Annotated in this window: 15 protein-coding genes; 12 read left to right on the top strand and 3 right to left on the bottom strand. The window is 36.8% G+C overall.

The annotated features are described in order from the left end of the window. Nucleotides 1-6 precede the first annotated feature (6 nt). On the bottom strand, nucleotides 7-960 hold the full coding sequence (gene ydgH, locus NBG71_RS04460) for a DUF1471 family protein YdgH (protein WP_075673645.1): 954 nt from the start codon (nucleotides 958-960) through the stop codon (nucleotides 7-9). 386 nt (nucleotides 961-1,346) lie between these two features. Here ydgH and pntA point away from each other — a divergent pair, with 386 nt between their 5' ends. Further along, on the top strand, nucleotides 1,347-2,876 hold the full coding sequence (gene pntA / locus NBG71_RS04455) for a Re/Si-specific NAD(P)(+) transhydrogenase subunit alpha (RefSeq protein WP_075673644.1): 1,530 nt from the start codon (nucleotides 1,347-1,349) through the stop codon (nucleotides 2,874-2,876). Nucleotides 2,877-2,887: 11 nt separating this feature from the next. Continuing rightward, on the top strand, nucleotides 2,888-4,276 hold the full coding sequence (gene pntB / locus NBG71_RS04450; protein ID WP_075673643.1) for a Re/Si-specific NAD(P)(+) transhydrogenase subunit beta: 1,389 nt from the start codon (nucleotides 2,888-2,890) through the stop codon (nucleotides 4,274-4,276). Nucleotides 4,277-4,346: 70 nt separating this feature from the next. On the opposite strand, the gene uspE is transcribed toward pntB, so the two are convergent. Next, nucleotides 4,347-5,297 (bottom strand): universal stress protein UspE, encoded by a 951-nt coding sequence (uspE, locus tag NBG71_RS04445; RefSeq protein WP_075673642.1) that lies wholly within the window; start codon nucleotides 5,295-5,297, stop codon nucleotides 4,347-4,349. A 141-nt stretch (nucleotides 5,298-5,438) separates the two neighbouring features. Next, nucleotides 5,439-6,197 carry a fumarate/nitrate reduction transcriptional regulator Fnr gene (fnr, locus tag NBG71_RS04440; protein WP_036912995.1) on the bottom strand — a complete coding sequence of 253 codons (759 nt, stop codon included), beginning with the start codon at nucleotides 6,195-6,197 and terminating at the stop codon, nucleotides 5,439-5,441. A gap of 571 nt (nucleotides 6,198-6,768) precedes the next feature. Here fnr and NBG71_RS04435 point away from each other — a divergent pair. The 10 genes from NBG71_RS04435 (at nucleotide 6,769) to NBG71_RS04390 (ending at nucleotide 19,643) form a co-directional block, all read left to right on the top strand. Continuing rightward, nucleotides 6,769-9,159, top strand: a complete 2,391-nt coding sequence (locus NBG71_RS04435) for a DMSO/selenate family reductase complex A subunit (protein ID WP_164530507.1) — start codon at nucleotides 6,769-6,771, stop codon at nucleotides 9,157-9,159. After that, nucleotides 9,156-9,785: a DMSO/selenate family reductase complex B subunit gene (locus NBG71_RS04430; RefSeq protein ID WP_075673640.1), complete on the top strand. Its 630-nt coding sequence runs from the start codon at nucleotides 9,156-9,158 to the stop codon at nucleotides 9,783-9,785. The genes NBG71_RS04435 and NBG71_RS04430 overlap by 4 nt, the downstream gene beginning before the upstream one ends. Continuing rightward, nucleotides 9,782-10,654 carry a dimethyl sulfoxide reductase anchor subunit family protein gene (locus NBG71_RS04425; RefSeq protein WP_159242044.1) on the top strand — a complete coding sequence of 291 codons (873 nt, stop codon included), beginning with the start codon at nucleotides 9,782-9,784 and terminating at the stop codon, nucleotides 10,652-10,654. The genes NBG71_RS04430 and NBG71_RS04425 overlap by 4 nt, the downstream gene beginning before the upstream one ends. Nucleotides 10,655-10,668: 14 nt before the next feature. Beyond that, nucleotides 10,669-11,553, top strand: coding sequence for a 4Fe-4S binding protein (locus NBG71_RS04420; protein WP_075673638.1), 885 nt, complete (start codon nucleotides 10,669-10,671; stop codon nucleotides 11,551-11,553). A gap of 128 nt (nucleotides 11,554-11,681) precedes the next feature. Then, the gene (locus NBG71_RS04415) at nucleotides 11,682-12,707 is read left to right on the top strand and encodes an NAD(P)H-quinone oxidoreductase (protein ID WP_099660377.1); all 1,026 of its coding nucleotides are present in this window, start codon (nucleotides 11,682-11,684) and stop codon (nucleotides 12,705-12,707) included. Between the two features lie 516 nt (nucleotides 12,708-13,223). Beyond that, nucleotides 13,224-15,062, top strand: a complete 1,839-nt coding sequence (locus tag NBG71_RS04410) for a tyrosine decarboxylase (protein WP_156733448.1) — start codon at nucleotides 13,224-13,226, stop codon at nucleotides 15,060-15,062. Between the two features lie 425 nt (nucleotides 15,063-15,487). After that, complete coding sequence (locus NBG71_RS04405; RefSeq protein WP_075673635.1) at nucleotides 15,488-16,330, top strand: PadR family transcriptional regulator; 843 nt, start codon at nucleotides 15,488-15,490, stop codon at nucleotides 16,328-16,330. Continuing rightward, the gene (locus tag NBG71_RS04400; RefSeq protein ID WP_164530186.1) at nucleotides 16,323-16,478 is read left to right on the top strand and encodes a hypothetical protein; all 156 of its coding nucleotides are present in this window, start codon (nucleotides 16,323-16,325) and stop codon (nucleotides 16,476-16,478) included. The genes NBG71_RS04405 and NBG71_RS04400 overlap by 8 nt, the downstream gene beginning before the upstream one ends. Nucleotides 16,479-17,154: 676 nt before the next feature. Then, nucleotides 17,155-18,678, top strand: coding sequence for a carbohydrate porin (locus NBG71_RS04395; protein WP_250916576.1), 1,524 nt, complete (start codon nucleotides 17,155-17,157; stop codon nucleotides 18,676-18,678). Between the two features lie 314 nt (nucleotides 18,679-18,992). After that, the gene (locus tag NBG71_RS04390) at nucleotides 18,993-19,643 is read left to right on the top strand and encodes a hypothetical protein (RefSeq protein ID WP_075673633.1); all 651 of its coding nucleotides are present in this window, start codon (nucleotides 18,993-18,995) and stop codon (nucleotides 19,641-19,643) included. Nucleotides 19,644-19,685 lie beyond the last annotated feature (42 nt).

Genomic DNA, 19,685 nt, shown 5'->3' with positions numbered 1-19,685 from the left:
TTTTTATTACTTGAATAGGTCAGCCGTAATAGTGACTGTACCACCATCACTTTGCCATTCATTGGTAATATGGTAAAACTTAGCGCCTTTTGCTGCTGCACGCTTAGCAACCTGATACGAGATTTCTGGTGAGTTTACAAAGTATCCACTAAAAGTAATGGTATCAAAAGGATCCATTAATGCAGCAGCTGCTTTGTTAACTTCTTGAATTTCAGTGCCATCTGGTAAAGTTACAGTGTAACGACCACTTGCACCAGAACTTTGCGTTTCAGCAAAGGTACCTACACTTCTATCAAAATCAGTGTTTGATGCAAGGCCTGGTTTCTCAACTTTATTGGCAGCGGCTCCGCCTTCTGCAATAAGTGCGCGACCGGCATCTGAATCATAAGGAACAACAGCCTCTGGTGCTTGAATCGCACGTTTAGGCGCATCTTTTTTGTAGATATAAGCTGTTACTTCTTGGTTACCACCATCATTCGTTGATACGTTACGAACAATAAAGAATGATGCTGCATCTTTTTTGGCTGCCGCTTTTGCAATTGCGTCGTTAATATCAGGGGTTGTAGGGAAATAACCACGGATAGAAACCGTATCAAATGGTTGTAGCAGAATTGCTTCAGGTTTTGGTAGCTCTTTCACGCCATGAAAAACACGATAGCTTTCTTGATCTGCTTTTGGTGCATCTTTATGGTATAGATCCGCAGTAACACTCATGTTGCCACTATCACTAATATCATCTAGACCTTGAATATAGAAACTATCAGCACCGACTTTATCCGCACGACGAGATACCGCATCAGCGGCTTCATAAATAGCGTTAAAACGACCGATAACTGTAATTCTTTCAAATGGTTTTAGTTCTGCAGCTTGTTCGGGTGTTAATTCCTGAGCAGCCTGCGCAACAGTGATATTAGTTAAAGACAACATCGCTGCTGCGATGACTGAGGTTTTCAGCTTCATACAAAATCCTTCCGCCTTGCGCAATTAATATTGGTCATGTGCTGAACGTCGTGGTTTATCACATAGGGATTAATTATTACATGTAATAATAGCATTTGTCGCATTATTTTATTTAGCGAATCACCACAGAGTCAAATGACCAGTATATGTTACCAGATATTTACCTGAATATAGTGAATAATTCATAAATATGCCTTTTCGACTAAAATGATCCAATTAAGTTCAATTTTAGCTTTACACAGATATAGATTATTGGTTTTATTTTCAGTAGGTTATTAGAGCTCCGATTAATGACATGAATATTATTATTTTTAACATTTTTTTTGCATGAATGTGAAGTTAACGGAGAAGTTTTAACAGATCTCTATGGATAAGAAGGGAAAATTATGCGAATTGGTATACCCAAAGAGCGACTTTCTAATGAAACAAGGGTTGCAGCTACACCAGCTACAGTGACTCAACTCATAAAATTAGGATTTACAGTCGCAGTTGAAAATGGTGCGGGCATTGCCTCAAGCTTTGAAGATAAAGCTTATGAGGAAGCTGGTGCCGAGATCCTCGCTCTTCAAAATGTTTGGGAATCAGACATTATTTTGAAGGTAAATGCACCGTTGGATAATGAAATAGCGTTGCTACAAGATGGCGCAACACTGGTGAGTTTTATTTGGCCTGCTCAAAATGCAACATTGCTCGAAAAGTTAGCTGAAAAGAATATTAACGTTATGGCAATGGATAGTGTGCCACGTATTTCTCGTGCACAATCCCTTGATGCGTTAAGTTCAATGGCAAATATTGCTGGTTACCGTGCTGTTGTAGAAGCTGCTCATGAATTTGGCAGATTCTTTACTGGGCAAATTACTGCAGCAGGTAAAGTACCACCAGCTAAAGTGATGGTTATTGGTGCTGGTGTTGCAGGCCTTGCTGCGATTGGTGCAGCAGGAAGCCTCGGCGCTATTGTTCGTGCATTTGATACTCGTCCTGAAGTGAAAGAACAAGTTCAAAGCATGGGAGCCGAATTCCTTGAGCTTGATTTTAAAGAAGAAGCAGGCAGTGGTGATGGTTACGCTAAGGTAATGTCAAAAGCATTTATTGATGCTGAAATGGCATTATTTGCAGAACAGGCAAAAGATGTTGATATCATCATTACAACGGCATTAATTCCGGGAAAACCCGCTCCTCGTTTAATTACGAAAGAGATGGTCGATTCAATGAAGCCAGGAAGCGTTGTAGTTGATCTTGCCGCTCAAAATGGTGGTAACTGTGAATATACCGTGCCTAATGAAATCTTTACGACAGAACATGGCGTAAAAATCATTGGTTACACTGACTTAGCCGCTCGTTTACCTGCACAGTCATCTCAGCTTTATGGTACTAACTTAGTTAACCTACTGAAATTATTGTGTAAAGAAAAAGACGGTAATATCAATATCGATTTTGATGATGTTGTTATTCGTGGTGTGACTGTTATTCGTGCTGGTGAAGTAACATGGCCTGCGCCACCAATTCAAGTTTCAGCACAACCTAAAGCAGCTCCCGCTGCAAAACCACAAGAAAAACCCGTTGCTAAACCAGTTTCACCTTGGAAGAAATACAGTTTATTAGCGATAGCTTTCTTATTGTTTGCATGGCTTGCAAATGTTGCGCCGAAAGAGTTTCTATCTCACTTTACGGTATTCGCACTTTCTTGTGTTGTAGGTTATTACGTTGTTTGGAATGTGAGTCATTCATTACATACACCATTAATGTCAGTTACAAACGCAATTTCAGGCATTATCGTCGTCGGTGCTTTACTCCAAATTGGTAGTGGTGGCTGGGTTAGCCTATTTTCGTTTATCGCAATATTGATTGCGAGTATTAATATTTTTGGTGGATTTACTGTTACTCAACGTATGTTGAAAATGTTCCGTAAAGGATAAGGGAGACAATTATGTCCAGCGGAGTTGTTACAGCGGCATATATTGTCGCCGCGATATTATTTATTTTCAGCCTTGCCGGCTTATCAAAGCATGAAACCTCTAAACAAGGTAACTATTTTGGTATTGCAGGGATGGCAATTGCACTTTTCGCAACCATTTTCGGGCCTTATGCTGGTAATGTGGGTTGGATCATTATTGCAATGGTAATCGGTGCCGTTATTGGTATTCGTTTAGCTAAAAAAGTCGAAATGACTCAGATGCCAGAATTAGTCGCAATCTTACACAGTTTTGTAGGTTTAGCGGCGGTTTTAGTCGGTTTTAACAGTTATCTTGACCACAATACAGCAATGGATCCTGTAATGGTGAATATTCACCTAACAGAAGTCTTTTTAGGGATCTTCATTGGTGCTGTTACATTTACGGGTTCAATTGTCGCTTATGGTAAATTAAGTGGAAAAATGTCATCTAAACCGATGATGTTACCTAATCGCCATAAATTAAACCTTGCAGCTTTAGTTGTTTCTTTCTTACTGATGGTTTGGTTTGTTAAAACTGATAGTGTTGGTTTACAAGTTTTCTTAATCATCGTAATGACTGTAATTGCTTTGGCGTTTGGTTGGCATTTAGTTGCATCAATTGGTGGTGCGGATATGCCAGTAGTTGTTTCGATGCTGAACTCTTACTCTGGATGGGCAGCTGCTGCTGCGGGCTTTATGTTAAGTAATGATCTGTTGATTGTAACAGGTGCATTAGTGGGTTCTTCAGGTGCAATCCTTTCTTATATTATGTGTAAGGCGATGAATCGCTCTTTTATTAGCGTAATAGCCGGTGGATTTGGTACTGATGGCTCAGCTTCAACAGAAGAAGGTGAAATGGGTGAGTACCGCGAAACAACTGCTGAAGAAGTGGCTGATATGCTGAAAAATTCCACATCAGTTATTATCACTCCGGGTTATGGAATGGCGGTTGCCCAAGCACAATACCCAGTACATGATATTACTGAAAAATTACGCCAACGTGGTGTGAAAGTGCGTTTTGGTATTCACCCAGTAGCAGGGCGTTTACCGGGCCATATGAATGTGTTGTTAGCAGAAGCTAAAGTACCTTATGACGTTGTATTAGAAATGGATGAGATTAATGATGATTTCTCTGACACTGATACGGTTTTAGTTATTGGTGCTAACGATACAGTAAACCCAGCGGCACAAGATGATCCAAACAGCCCAATTGCAGGGATGCCAGTATTAGAAGTGTGGAAAGCGCAGAATGTTATTGTGTTTAAACGCTCAATGAATACAGGTTATGCAGGGGTTCAAAATCCGCTGTTTTTTAAAGAGAATACACAAATGTTGTTTGGCGATGCTAAAGCCAGTGTTGATGCAATTTTAAAAGCGCTGTAGTAGATACAAATAGCGAATAGTAAAAAGCCAGTCGATTCTTGACTGGCTTTTTTAATGGATACTTTAACAATTACTGGTGATCGCTATCAACAGTAATAGGGCAGGTAAAACCATCCGGTTTAATAGCTAACAAATCACACTTAATGTGGTCAATAAGCTGTTCTGCTGTATTACCTAAGAATGCAGCAGATAGGCCAGTTCTTCCTAATATACCCAAAACAACAATCCCAGCATTTAACTCTTCACAAACTTGAGGGATCACTTGCTCAGGCAATCCTTCTATAACATGTGTTTTCTCTTCTGGGATACAGAATTTCTGGCGTAGCTCTTTCATCGCAATAAGATGCTGACCACGTAATGCATTGTTATAAAGATTTGGATCAAAATCAGGTAACTCAATCGCAATATTAATAGGCGCAACAGGGTAGGCGCTAAGTAAATGGACATCAGGATCTTTTTGTATACGATGAGATAAGTCGGTTGTTAGCTCAATCAGTTTTAGATTAAGCGCGTCATGATAAGATTCTTCATTTGATAAATTTGCGGCGACAACGATAGTACCGTATTCAGGCCACTCTTTATCTTTGACCATCCAAACAGGAGAAGGGCATTTTCTAAGCAATTGCCAATCAAGAGGGGTAAAAATAAGCGAACCTAATTTATCATGTTGGTGAGCCATTTTAATCAGTAAGTCATGTTGATGTGCAACGACTTCTTCAATAATTGCTTCATAAGGGCGATTATGCCAAATGACTTTGATATCAATTTCTATACCGGCCTCAAGGTAATAGCGTGCTTGTTGTTTGATCCAAGCCGCCTTTTGGCTGATAACACCTTTACGCATTGCATTGCGTTCATCGGGAGATAAAAGAGTTGTCATGTCATAAGAGAGATCATAAACAGGTAGAAAAGCTTTTATCCGCCCACCATTACGCTGAACGATATAGACAGCACGACGAAGTGCTGGTTGGTCATCTTGGTTAGGATCAATGACAACGAGAAGGTTTTGATATTTTTCCATTGTAATATCCTCTTTAGGGCTGGATTTATCCATCTACAATTTAAAGATAACCCAAGAAGATAAAATGCAATAGCATAAAATAGAAAACGGGACACAAATTTGTGTGCCCCGTTATAAAATTAGCGTGTGAAATGTAACAGATTAAACTTCAACTGATGAAGGAAGCTTGCCTGCAAGTTCACTTAACAGTGTACTATCTTCGATAGTAATGTATTTGCCTTTAACACTTAACATGCCACTTTTCTGGAAGCGACCCAGTAAGCGGCTAATTGTTTCAACGGTTAAACCTAAGTAATTACCGATATCACCACGAGTCATGGTTAAACGGAATTCACGAGGAGAAAAACCACGCTGTGCGAAACGGCGAGAGAGGTTATAAATAAAAGCAGCCAAACGTTCTTCTGCATTCTTTTTCGAGAGCAGTAAGATCATCTCTTGGTCACCTTTGATTTCACCACTCATTAGGCGCATCATTTGTTGACGTAAGTTAGGCATTTTGCCTGACAGGTCATCCAAAGTTTCGAATGGAATTTCACAAACCATAGACGTTTCTAAAGCTTGTGCGAAACTTGGGTGTTCAGTATTAATAATGGCGTCAAAGCCAACCAAATCACCAGCAAGATGAAATCCTGTTATTTGCTCGTCGCCTTCTTCCGTAATGGTATAACTTTTAATTGTACCGGAACGTATGGCATAAAGTGATTTCAGCTCATCACCTGCTTTAAACAAGGTTTGACCTTTCTGGATGGGCTTTTTACGCTCGATAATATTATCGAGTTGATCAAGCTCATGCTCGTTTAAAGTAAACGGGATGCAGAGCTGGCTAATACTGCAATCCTGACAATGGATTGCACAACCGCCAGATTGGATTCGGCGAACGACGCGTTTTTCTGGGATCATAAGCTTGCTCATTACAAATAAAAATATTGATATGCGTCAATTTTAACACATATTGCAGTAATTAGTAAGGGGAATAACGATACGTGTGGAAATAATTCTGAATGTAACAAAACATGTATCTTGATAAAAACAATGTTTTGCCTAAAGGTCTATTTAGAACAATTTGCGCTAACCCTATACTCAATTGGTATATTATTCGATTTTCTAACGAAGTCATAGTGCTATTACTAAATTATCCTTGTCAAAAGCCAAAAATGAAGAGGCGCTTCAATATTTTCTATCTTTGTATTGACATTTTATTTACGGCTTTACCTTAAATTCGTGTTTTTTTACATAACTCTTTATTTTTATAACAAAAAATTAGGTAAAGTTAACTAGATGTATTTTTGATACAACTTAATGCTACCTTGAATTAGCTTTTCCTTATAAAAAGTGGGGGATCTGCAAAGAAGTGTGAAATATTGAAACATTCTATTACCTCTTTAGTGGTATTGATGTACATCAATGAGGGTTTACCACTATATCCTATCATTTTTACTGATGAAAGTTGTTATGTGAGAATGATAAGCTAATGAAAAAAATAGAAAAAAGCGAAAAAAACAAAGGGGTGATGTCACTAAGTCGTCGCCACTTTGTTCAAACGAGTGCTGCATTAGTTACGGTGCCATTTTTCGCACGAAATGCACAAGCTAATGTAGATGAAAGTTTACCTATTGCAAAAATGGACGGAAATCCAGCTACCGTTGTAGCAACATGTAGTACTTTTGACTGTGGTGGTAAGTGCGATATTCGCGCCCATATAAAAGAAGGGATTGTCACTCGGATCACAACAAGACCTGATAATGAACTAGATGAATCAATGCCTATTATGAGAGCGTGCGTGCGTGGCAGAGGTTATCGTAAATTTTCTTATCATGCAGACAGACTAAAATACCCAATGAAACGCGTGGGTAAACGTGGTGAAGGTAAATTTGAACGCATTTCATGGGATGAAGCCACAACGCTTATTGCAGAAAATATTACACGTTTAACCGAAAAATATGGTGCAGCAAGCCGTTTCTTAACCGTCAATACCGCTGTCACAGGGGGGATCTTCTCTGGTGATACCATGATGAAGAAACTCTTCAATTTAACAGGTGGATACTTACCTTATTATCACTCTGTTAGTTTAGGGAATACGGTCAAAGTGACCCCTTATACTTACGGTATATCCAAAACAGGCAGTTCACTCGATACACTTGAAGATACACCACTAGTGATTTTATGGGGTCATAACCCTAATGAAACTATTTTTGGTCATACAAACCATTATTTTCAAAAAATGAAAAATAAGGGGACCAAGTTTATTGTGGTTGATCCTCGTTATTCAGATACGGCTCAATCTCTTGCTGACCAATGGATCCCTCTTTTACCAACAACAGATAATGCCTTAATGGATGCAATGATGTATGTCATTGTCACGGAAAACCTTCATGACAAACCTTTTATTGATAAATATGTCGTTGGTTTTGATGAAGAACATATGCCAGAAGGTGTTCCTGCTAATGAGTCCTTAGTGGCTTATTTAACAGGTCAAAAAGATGGAATAGAAAAAACACCTGAATGGGCAGAGAAAATCACTCGAGTACCCGCAAATACCATTCGTCAACTGGCACGCGAATATGCAATGACAAAACCAGCAGCCTTAATTCAAGGTTGGGGGCCTCAACGCCATATTTGTGGTGAGCGTAGTGCTCGTGGTTCAACATTACTTGCTGCAATTACTGGAAATGTAGGTAAAAAAGGGGCATGGGCGGCAGGTTACGGCGGTATTGGTAATCGTCAATCTATGCGTGGCCCGAATGTTGGGAAGAACCCAATTAAAGCGCAAATTTCCATTATGAATTGGATGCAAGCGGTTGATGATGCAAGCCAAGTACGTGTTGAAGATGGTCTTTTAGGTGTTGATAAACTCGATACCAATATCAAAATGATATTTTCTTTAGCAGGTAACTATTTAGTAAACCAAAACCCAGATGTAAATGCAGCAGCTAAATTATTAGCTGATGATTCAAAAGTTGAATTTATTGTTGCTAGTGACTTATATCTCTCTCCATCTGCAAAATATGCCGATCTAGTTTTACCTGAAACCAGTTTTCTAGAACGTTGGAACATTGGTAATACTTGGGGAACGGGTAACTATTTTCTTCTATCTGAAAAAGTGGTTGAGCCGGCTTTTGAGCGTCGTTCTGATTATGAGTGGATAACAGATGTAGCAGAAAAAATGGGAGTAAAAGAGGCGTTTACTGAAGGTCGAAGTGAAAAAGAGTGGATAGCGCATCTTGTTGATACCAATAAAGAGCGTTTCAAAGATAGACCTGACTTCCCTAATTTTGAAGAGCTAGTAAAAACACGTCGTTATCTTTTCAAAGATGAACCTTTTGTTGCCTTTGAAGAAAATATCAATGACTTTGCGAATAACCCATTCCCAACGCCATCAGGAAAAATTGAGATTTTTTCTAAGCGCCTTTATGACATGAATAATCCAGATATTCCGGCTTTATCTCATTATGTACCTGCTATTGAAGGCCCTGAAGATAAGTTAACAGCAAAATATCCCTTGCAAATGCTAACTTGGAAAGGAAAAAATCGTGCAAACTCAACACAATATGCAAATCCTTGGTTACAAGAAGCACAACGTCAAGAAGCATGGATAAATCCAATTGATGCTGAAAATAGAGGTATCAAAAATGGCGATATGGTGCGTATCTATAACGACAGAGGAATAACTCAAATCCCAGCATTGGTTACACAACGCATTATTCCTGGCGTGGTTGGATTGCAAGCTGGTGCATGGTGGACACCTGATGAAAATGGTGTTGATCATGGTGGATGTCCTAATGTTTTAACATCAACACGAATGACACCATTAGCCCATGGTAACTCGCATTTAACCGTTTTAGTTGAGGTAGCCAAAGCATGAGTGACTTTAAAGAATATGCATCGGTGAGTGATGAACAGCTCGGTTTCTTTATTGATTCCTCTCGTTGCTCTGGTTGCAAAGCTTGCCAAGTAGCATGCAAAGACAAAAATAACTTGGAAGTAGGACGCCGTTTTCGCCGTATTTATGAAGTAAAAGGCGGTGGCTTTGCACCAACAGGACAAGGCGGCCTGGTTAATAATGTTTTTGCTTATACATTAACCATATCTTGTAATCATTGCGATTCACCTGTCTGTGTGAAAAATTGCCCAACTACCGCAATGCATAAGCGTGAAGGTGATGGCATTGTTCGTGTGGATACCTCTAAATGTGTTGGTTGTGGATATTGTGCTTGGTCATGTCCTTACGGCGCACCACAAATGAATGAAGAAACTGGACAAATGTCAAAATGCGATTTTTGTATCGATTTATTAGCCGAAGGCAAAAATCCAATTTGTGTTGATACCTGTCCGTTAAATGCAATTAAGTTTGGCAAAATTAAAGATCTAAGAGCGAAGTATGGGCATTTAAACCAAGTTCAAGGATTACCCGATTTTACGATGACCAATCCGAATTTAGTTATCAAACCTCATACCGGAGCGACGAAAAAGGGAGGAGTTAAAGCATGAGTGAATGGCCATTAGTTACCTTTACTTTGTTCGTCCAAAGTTCTGTGGGTGTGACAATCTTTACCGCACTTTATTTTTGCTGGTTAGAAAAAGAAATTGGTAATCAAAGAGCAACTGTTGCTATGCGTCCTGTATTATTAACAGCCACTATTTTAGGTTGCTTAGGATTATTAGCTTCAACTTTACACATGGGATATCCATGGAATGCTTTTCATGCGTTACGCCATATCTCTTCATCATGGCTAAGTCGTGAAATCATATTTGCTGCAGTTTATCTTGGTGCCTTATGTCTTTATACCTTAGTTATTTTGATAAAAGGGCATATGAATAGAACCATACTGGCAATTATTGGTTTACTTGGCATCATCGATATATTCTGTATGGCATCATTGTATTACAACACCTCAATGCTGACATGGATGCATGCAAATACCTATTTTATGTTTATAGGTGCATTATTTGCAGCAGGTGCGGTTATTGCACTATCAATAACCGCATTTCGTGTTAAAGCATTTGTGAATGATGAATTAGCAAAAAAGGTTGTAATAAGTGCATTAGTCGTTGTTTTCCTTGCGGTAACAATACGTATGGCTGTACAGCCGTTCTATTTGGAATGGATGACAGCAGTCATTTCAACAAATGATGCAATAACGTTCCCTCATACGCCTATCATTGCGTATAATGAAACATTCGGATTAAGAATATCTGCATGGCTTATGTCAGTTCTTGGTATTTTAATGATGGGATACAGCGTATGGAAATATCGCAATGCTGTATTTACTTCAGGATTGCGTATGATATTAGCGAGTAGCGCAATAATACTAATTGCAGAAATTCTTAATCGTTTTGCATTCTTTATTGTTAAGTAGTGGAGTAGTGATGTATGAGGCGTTTTATTAAGGTGGATCTTCCTCCTGAACCAATTATTAATGATAAATGTGTTAGAAAACGCCTCAAACAAAGCCTATGTGATAGTTGCTCCAAAGTTTGCCCTGTGGGTGCTATCACATTTGCTCACTTAGATGTAAAAATAGACAATGAACTCTGTTTTCAATGTGGTAATTGCCTATTTACTTGTCCCGTTGATGCGATAGAAAATATCGCACCTCATGAAAGAACATATCAAGATAATTACCTTGTTGTTAATCATGATGAACCGTTAGCAAGTACAGAAGAATTATTAGTGTGGCATCGCCAATATCAAATTAGAGGCATGAAGATAGCACAGCCTTTAGTGGATAAATGGCTTCCTGTTTTAGCAAACTTAAATCTTCAATTAAAAACGTTACAAGAGCCTATTTGGCAATTGGTTATCACAGAGCCTACTGATATTGATAGTGGGCGTCGCTTTATGCTTTTTCGTCAAAAGCTGGATGATAAGCCGCTCAATAAAAATCAAGTAAGAACAGGGTTAAATGCAAGAAAGCAACTTTATCCTGAAGACAGTTGGTTCCAAATTCAGCTAGATAAAGACAGTTGTATTCTTTGTTCTGCCTGCGCCAAAGTGTGTGATGAAGGTGCGATTGAACTTGAAAATAATATATTCAAACTTGATGAAAAGCGCTGTACAGGTTGTATGAGTTGTGAAGTGGTTTGTTTTCCTAAATCTATTCATATTAATGAACAAGTTGCTAAAAATAACGAGCCCACACACTATCATTATTATGATGCTCACTGTGAAAAATGCCGTTTAGCTTTTTTATCATGGACGCCAGAAGCAAAATTGTGCCCGATTTGCATACAACATCAGAAGCAAGGTTGGTTATAATCTCTCTCAAATACACTTAAGTTATTTAGTGCTTTATAAGCCAACACTCTAATTAAAATCAGAAATAGGGGGTTGATTTTGCTTATTTATCATTAAATTCCGAGTGAGCCTAAATAAAATGGGAGTATATGATGAAAACAACTGTTTTACCTGCGAATATGTTAGAAATTGCCATCACAGAGCCAGGTGATATAGATAAATTACAACCTCAATTATCACCGATACCCCCACTTCCTCCACATTATCTTTTGATCAAAGTTGGTGCTTCTGGTGTTAATCGCCCCGATATTTTTCAACGTCAAGGTAGTTATCCGCCACCAGCTGATGCTTCACCTATTCCAGGTCTTGAAGTTGCCGGAGAAGTTGTCGCATTAGGTGAAAACTGCACTAAATGGCAACTGGGAGATAGAGTTTGTGCCTTAGTTGCTGGTGGTGGTTATGCTCAATACTGTATTGCACATGAAGACATCGCGTTACCATCAATGAATTTAACGGATATTGAAGCAGCTGCATTGCCTGAGAATTTTTTTACCGTCTGGGCTAATTTATTCCAGTTAGGAAAACTAATACAAGGTGAATCTGTTCTTATTCATGGCGGAACCTCGGGAATCGGCTCCACAGCCATAATGCTGGCTCATACAATAGGAGCGACAGTTTATACAACTGTTGGCTCTGAAGAAAAAGCGGTCGTAGCACGTGATCTTGGCGCTGATTATGTTATTAACTACAAACAAGTTGATTTTGCTAAAGAAATTCCTATTTTAACTGAAGGAAAAGGCGTTGATGTCATCCTTGATATTATTGGCGGTGATTACGTAGAAAAGAATTATCAAGTTGCCAGCAAATTTGGGCGCGTTATACAAGTGGGCATGATGAAAGGAATGCCTAAAAATTTAAATATGATGCCAATGATGATTAAGCGTTTAATTCACACTGGTTCAACGATGCGATCTCGTTCAATAGAAGAGAAGGCACAAATAGCGCAAGAGCTAAAAAAACAAGTGTGGCCACTTATTGCTGAAGGGAAAATTAAGCCGATCATTAATGCTACTTTCCCATTAAAAGAAGTGGGAAAAGCACATCAATTAATGGAGTCTGGTGATCTAATTGGTAAAGTGATGCTTGAAATTTTACCTTATAACAAAAAAGAGTAAAAACAAGAGTAATTAAAACTTATTTGATATAAGAGTAAGAAATTATTTTCCTTCCTAAAAAGCGAATATTCCGAAAAACACATGTTCAATATTTCATGTGTTTTTTTATATATTGAAGAAAAAATGAATTACATTTAAATAAATAAATTCCTATTTCAGATAAGTAATTTAATATCCATTCTTTTTAATAGATATTAAACGATATAATTATTCATTTATTCCAATTAGGATAGGTTTAAGTGTTGACTTTAGCAAAAATAATATCACATCCACAGGAATATAACTTAAATCAAAATTGATAATAAATTAAAGAAACTAACAAATAAAGCTAAATCATTTATCCTCAAAGTGTGAGTTACTTAAATTAAATTAGAAAAATATTAACTAATATCAATAAAATAAAGAAGATTCTTACTCATCATGTAGTATATCATTTGAATAAAGGTTAATTATTAACGATCAATAAACATAATTCTCATTAAAACAGATAATAAAAATTTATATATAGGTGCGATGATGGCAAATTACAAACAAACCTGTCTGAGTGCTACAGAGCGTGTATACCATACCCGAACCGTTGATACCCTTATATGTTATCATCGAGAGATGGCAAAAATATTAATGAATAGTGAGTATTCTTTTTCTAAAGCAAATAAAGTGAAAAGAAATAATAGCGATAGTTTAGACGCTAAAATAAAAAGTAATACTATTGAAAAAAAAGCAGTAGATAATGCTTATGAAAGTATTTTAGAGACTTTAAAACAGCAAAATAGTTATAATCAATCTGATATTGAACCTTATTTTTCCCATCATCATTCACAAGTGATGCAATTGGCGAAATTCGGTTATCTTTCTGCATTAGCATACAATTCAGATAATGTTTTTAATAACAACTCCCCCTTACTAAAAGAACAAGAAAAGAAAATTACAGATGATCTCTGTAAATTAATCGGCTTCTCGTCAGAGGACGCATTTGGTCATATCACAACAAGTCATACTCTAGCTTGTTATGAAATATTATGGGCGCTCAGAAATTTAAAAACATTACCTATGGCAATTGCTCGTCATCCAAAATCACGAGATTTGGTTGCAGATAAAAAAGCATTTGAGTTATTCAATATGTCTGTCACAGATATTTTAGCAATAAGCGAACAACTCAATGAGCGCGGGATTTTTGATGATGTTAGTCATTTAACATGCCGAGGAACGGGCATGACAAAAACAATGCATTTAGGAAAACTACTTGTTCCTGTTTCTCGGTTTGAATTTTGGAAAAAAGCAATGGATATACTTGGGTTAGGGTATGATAATCTTATTGCATTGCCTATTGATGAAACGTTTAAAACTGATATTGAAAAAACACGCAGTATTGTTTTTCGATTGATTGAACAAGGTGAGCCAATTCTTGGCGTTATAGGAATATTAGGTGCACCGTCTTATGGTTGTGTTGATAAGTTAAAGCCTCTTTTTGAACTAAGAAAAGAGTGCGAAGAAAAATACAACAATTCATTTTATATCCATATTGATGCATCTCAATTTGGTTATATGAAAAGCTTATTTCTTGATGATAACTACGAGCTTATTCCTTATCAGATTCTGTGTAAAAAATTAAAAAAAGAAGCCCCATTACTTGAGTTGACACCCGAAATATATGAAAGTATCACACAACTTTCTCTCGCCGATTCAGTTTCTTTTGAACCGTTTCAAGCTGGATTTTCACCATATCCTACGGGTGTAGTATGTATTAAAGATGCACGTATTAGTCGTTTTTTAACAAACCCTCCTAGATTATGCCCAGAGCAAGCAGATGATGTTCCTAAGATTGATGGTATTCAATCCGCGCCAGCAGTAGCGTCGATGTGGAGTGTGCATCAACTCTATCCTTTTACTTCATCTGGATATGGAAAATATGCACAAATTCAATGGGAAACGCGCGTCAAACTTGAGCAGTTTTTTAATCAAGCAACGACTTTCGAAAAAGAAGGTGAGCATTATTATATTCGTGTTTTATCTGCATGTGACTTTAATAAACTAAATTTTGCGATTGTAAGAAAAGGAAATAAGGATTTAAAAACGCAAAATGACCTTAATAAAACAATCTATGAAAACTTGGTTATAAAAAGTCATCATAAACAAGATTTAAGTTTGTTAACGCTTTGTGCTCGCAATAGTGATGATGCACCAGCACAGTTTTGTTCTGAGTGCGATTTTGATAACAATGAGTGGGAAACTATCAAACACTTAAATTTGTTACAGTTGACTATAAAAAGTACCGAAACCTGTAATGAACAACAGATTGAGGCTGGATATCAATATATTAAGAAAGTGGTTTTATCAGCATTAGATAATAAGTAGCGATATCTCGTTTTTGTTATATTTCTTACAATTAAAATAATTTTTGTTAAAAAGCGAAGTAGTGGATTATTAATCATTATTTTCGCTTTTTTTTAATAGCAATAAGTGACAGTGTCACTTATCTATCTTCTAAAGATAGTTGGCTATTTGTGTGAATTTTAAGCTAAAAATACCTATTTTTTATTCTTTTCTATTAATTATCTTCTTTTATTTTCACTGATAGCACATAAAAGCAAACTAGAGAATGAGAATCATTCATAATTAAGTCAATATTTTTAAAAGTTTAATCATAAATAAATCATATTGTTAGTGAAAGAATCGATTTAGATGTGCATTTAGATATATCTAAAGCTTGATCATTTAGATATATCGGATTATATTGCACTACATAAATTCGATATATCTAAAACAATGAGGGAATATTTATGATGATTCGAGCATTAAACTCACTTTATCAACAGCGTGCTGAAAATGGTGGACATGGCCACGGAAAAGGGCGTTGTGGTGGTAAAGGTAAACATAGCCAACACCAACACCAAGAACATCATGGTGAACATTGTTGCCATGGTGAACATGATCATGGACACGAAGGACGTGGTGAATGCTGTCATGGACATGAAGGGCGTGGCGAATGTCGTCATGGCGAACATGGACATAGACACGAAGGACACGGTGAATGTTGCCATGGAGAACACGGTTCTGAAGGGCGCGGAAAACAACGTGGTCGTGGATGTGGTAGCAGAGGAAAAGGTCAAGGTCGCCAATTAAAACGTATGTTTGATCATGGTGATTTACGAGTTCTGTTACTTAGCATGATCTCAAAAAAGCCAAGTCATGGTTATGAAATTATTAAAGAAATAGATGAGGCTTCTTCAGGATTATATGTACCTAGCCCGGGTGTTATTTATCCAACGCTAACATTACTTGAAGAGCAAGATCTATTACTTGCTACCATTGCTGAAAAAGGCCGTAAAAACTACAGCATTACACCTGAAGGCACTGCATTTTTAGCAGAACATCAGGAAATAGAGGCCAACATTCAAAGAAAACTGGCTTATGCGAGAGATTTATCTCAAAACGCAGGTGGTGTTTCTGAGGAAATTGAATCTGCTGTTGGTAAATTAAAAGCAGTTTTACGCCATAAATTAGTGTTAAAAGAGCTCTCTGTGGAAAGAGCAGGACGTATTGCTTCTATTCTTAATGAAGCAGTTGAGAAAATTGAAGCTATTAATGAGGCATTGATCTCAGAGGAAAGGGAAGATGAATAAAACAGATACTCAGCTACAAAATTCAAGAAGAAATAATGAAATAGACAAAGAAGATTTGGAAAATAATCCAGCAGTAAAAGAACAAATTTGCCCTAAAATGCCAGTTTCTTACTTTCGTAGAGCGTTACGTAAACCTGGCAGAATATGATAATGATGGACGGAGGTTATAATGACATGACCTCTGTCAGTTCTTCTTCTTCCACCATATCAGCTTACCTTTATACTAAGGTGTCTAAATAATAGAAGCTAATAACACCGCGTTATAAAATTACTCTCTTCAGATCTTAACTATCTTTTGCTTAGTTTAAACCTTACTTAATAAATCACTTTATTTTCTTTCTATATCCCCCATTTTGATGGTTATTTGTGTCTTTTTTCTTAGGTTATTGTACCAACCTCAAAAAAATCACAAATGATTGTGGAAATGTTCCATGTTAACGATTATTTTATTTAGGTTAGTAAGCCATTATAAAAATAGAAAACACAAACCAGAGATATGCTTCTAATAACAATAAATTAAATACCAAATCAGAATAATAAATGTTTGTAAGTACTTAAACGAGAATAAGTGCCTTAGTTCAAACATAGTCTTACTTATGATACTGGAAGTTAATCAGTAAAAATAATGGCAAGGCAATGAAGATATGGGTTTATTTATTGTTAAGAATAGAAATAACGATGCGAATAACCGATTGATATTTATACGATATTATCGAACAAAAATAACAACACGCTCATTAGATAGAACAATCGATTAACCAAATTGATTGTTCTGTATTTGCCGTACCTGTTAAACCAACATTTGCTAACTTAGGAATATTCGAATGAAAGTAAAAGCATTATCTGTTGTGATAAGTTTAATACTCGCTACGCCATTATACGCAAACGCACAAACCGATATAAGTGCAATTGAAGCAAGGTTAAATACCCTTGAACAACGTGCAACCGCTGCGGAAGCTAGAGCCATCGCAGCAGAACAAAAAGTGGCTCGCCTTGAGCAATTAATTAATTCCAACAGCTTATCTCAAGAAAAGAAAGTAATGAATCATGTTACAACCGTCAACATGGAGCAACGCATTGCTATATTAGAAAAGCAATCTGATGAGGCTCAAGCAAAAGTAAATAGTGCACAAACTCAACTTAATGAAATCCAACAAAAACAATCCTCTCAGTTAGCTAGTACGAAAAATAAAGAAGGTACGGGCTTTTTCTCTACTAATACAAATTGGGGTGATCTCAAATTGTACGGTGACGTGGAATATAATATCGATGCTGCTAGTAAGAAAGGGCAACTAACATCGATGAGAATGATGCCCGGCAATCAAAAAGATTTTGATGATAATGAAAAATGGTCACTTAATGGGCGTATTTTAATTGGTGTGGATGGTGAACGAGAATTAAAAAACGGTAATTATGCTGGTTTTCGTGCTCAGCCAATGGCTGACATGACGGGTAAAATGAATCTAGATGATGCTGTTTTCTACTTTGGCCAACGTGATAAATGGCAATATAAAATTGGTCGTTATGAAGCTTACGACATGTTCCCTCTAAACCAAGATACATTTGTTGAATACTCAGGTAATACAGCAAATGATTTATATGGTGATGGTTTTGGCTATATCTATATGATGAAAGAAGGACGAGGTCGTAGTAGTGATGGTGGTAGCATGATGGTTAATACACACTATAACGACTGGTATTTTGAGTTAAATGCTTTAGTTGAAGATGGAACTTCTGTTTTCAAAGATGGTGGGTATCACGGGCGTAAACTTGATAATCGTAAAAATGTTATTTATATGCGACCTGTTGTTGCATGGCAAAAAGATAACTTAACAATTGCAGGTGCGATAGACGCAAACGTAATAAGTAAAGCCTATGGCTATGATGATGAAAATGGAAAATTTCAAGATCAATCGCAACGTACAGGTTATGGCTTAACTGTAAAATGGGACACTTTAGCTGATGATCCTATTAACGGCATTGTTGCAAATTTAAGTGCTGCTTATCTTGATGCTAAAGGTGAAAATGATTTTTCTATTGGTAGTAATGTTTTATGGCGCAAATTTCAACTTGGTTATATCTATGCTCATAATGATATTAAAGTTTACTATCAAAAAAGCGGAAACAGCAGTGATCAAAATGACACCTATTTAACGCTCAATCCTGGCAAATACAATATCAATACGGTATTTACTTCTTATGAACTGCCAAATATTTTAGATATGGATAATTTTAAAACCTATTTAGGTGCTTATTATTCACGTATAGATGGTAAAGACGATATTAATGTACATAGTAGTGATAAAGATCGTTACGGTGCCCGTATCCGCTTTAAGTATCTATTTTAAATTTGTTTTTATACTCAAAGTTAACGATTAGCTTCATATATAAAGACTTCAAAACACAACGTACAGTTGGTTAGTTGAAGTCTTTTTTCTTATATAATGTATATAGTCATTAAATCTATTAACTAGATTGAACTCTTTACTTTCTGAACCTTGGTTATTTCTAGTTGTGAGACCTCTCGAATTTTTGAACTTTTCTTAATTAGGTAACTGATTTTACGAGTACTTTTGTTTTATTTCCTGCCATAATCGGTTTAACGTTTACAGACCTTAAATAGCGTATTAAGTACGGATGATATTTATCAGGAAATAATTCAATGTCTTTCTATATACAAAACAGTAATTCAAATAACGATAAAACCTATAAGAAAAGTAGAACAAAAATACCATTAATAGGTTTAGCCTTAATTCCTTCATTTGTATTTGCTAATGACCTTTCTCAATTGCCACAAAAAGAACGCGTAGCTTACTTCACTCAGGCTCAGCAAGCAGGGATCACAGGTGTTGCAATTAAAACCAAGCCAGTCCTAGCAAGGGCAGCCAAAGAAGGTGAGATTATCACCACAATAATTAAAGGTGAAGGAGTCGAAACCGTTTCAGAACCAGCAAAAGTAGGTGATTGGGTAGTACAAAATATTTGCCCAGAAACAGGTAATGAGGAGATCTTGGTAAGAAAAGCAAAATTTGCTCAGCGTTACAATCCCGCAGAGAAAAGTGAAATTAATCTAGCATTTTATCCTAGTGATTATCAGCCTTTTATCCCCCAAGGCATTGAGATGAATTACTTTATCGTTCCTGAATCTACACCTACATTTGCAATGAAGGCACCTTGGGGAGAATTACAACGTTTTCAATCGGGCGATGCGGTTGTGCAATCCACAACAGATAGCCACGATATTTATCGTATTCAAAAAGCAGCATTTGAGTGTACTTACACTATTCTAAAACCTGCCAAATTAGTGAAGTAATATTTAATTTATCTATGATGATAGATATTAATTTTATAATTC

Origin of the sequence: Proteus sp. FZP2095 (assembly GCF_023701425.1) — a bacterium.
In the GTDB taxonomy this organism is placed as follows: domain Bacteria; phylum Pseudomonadota; class Gammaproteobacteria; order Enterobacterales; family Enterobacteriaceae; genus Proteus; species Proteus cibarius.
Note: the sequence above shows the minus strand (reverse complement) of the source record. Positions and strands in the feature narration are given on the sequence as shown.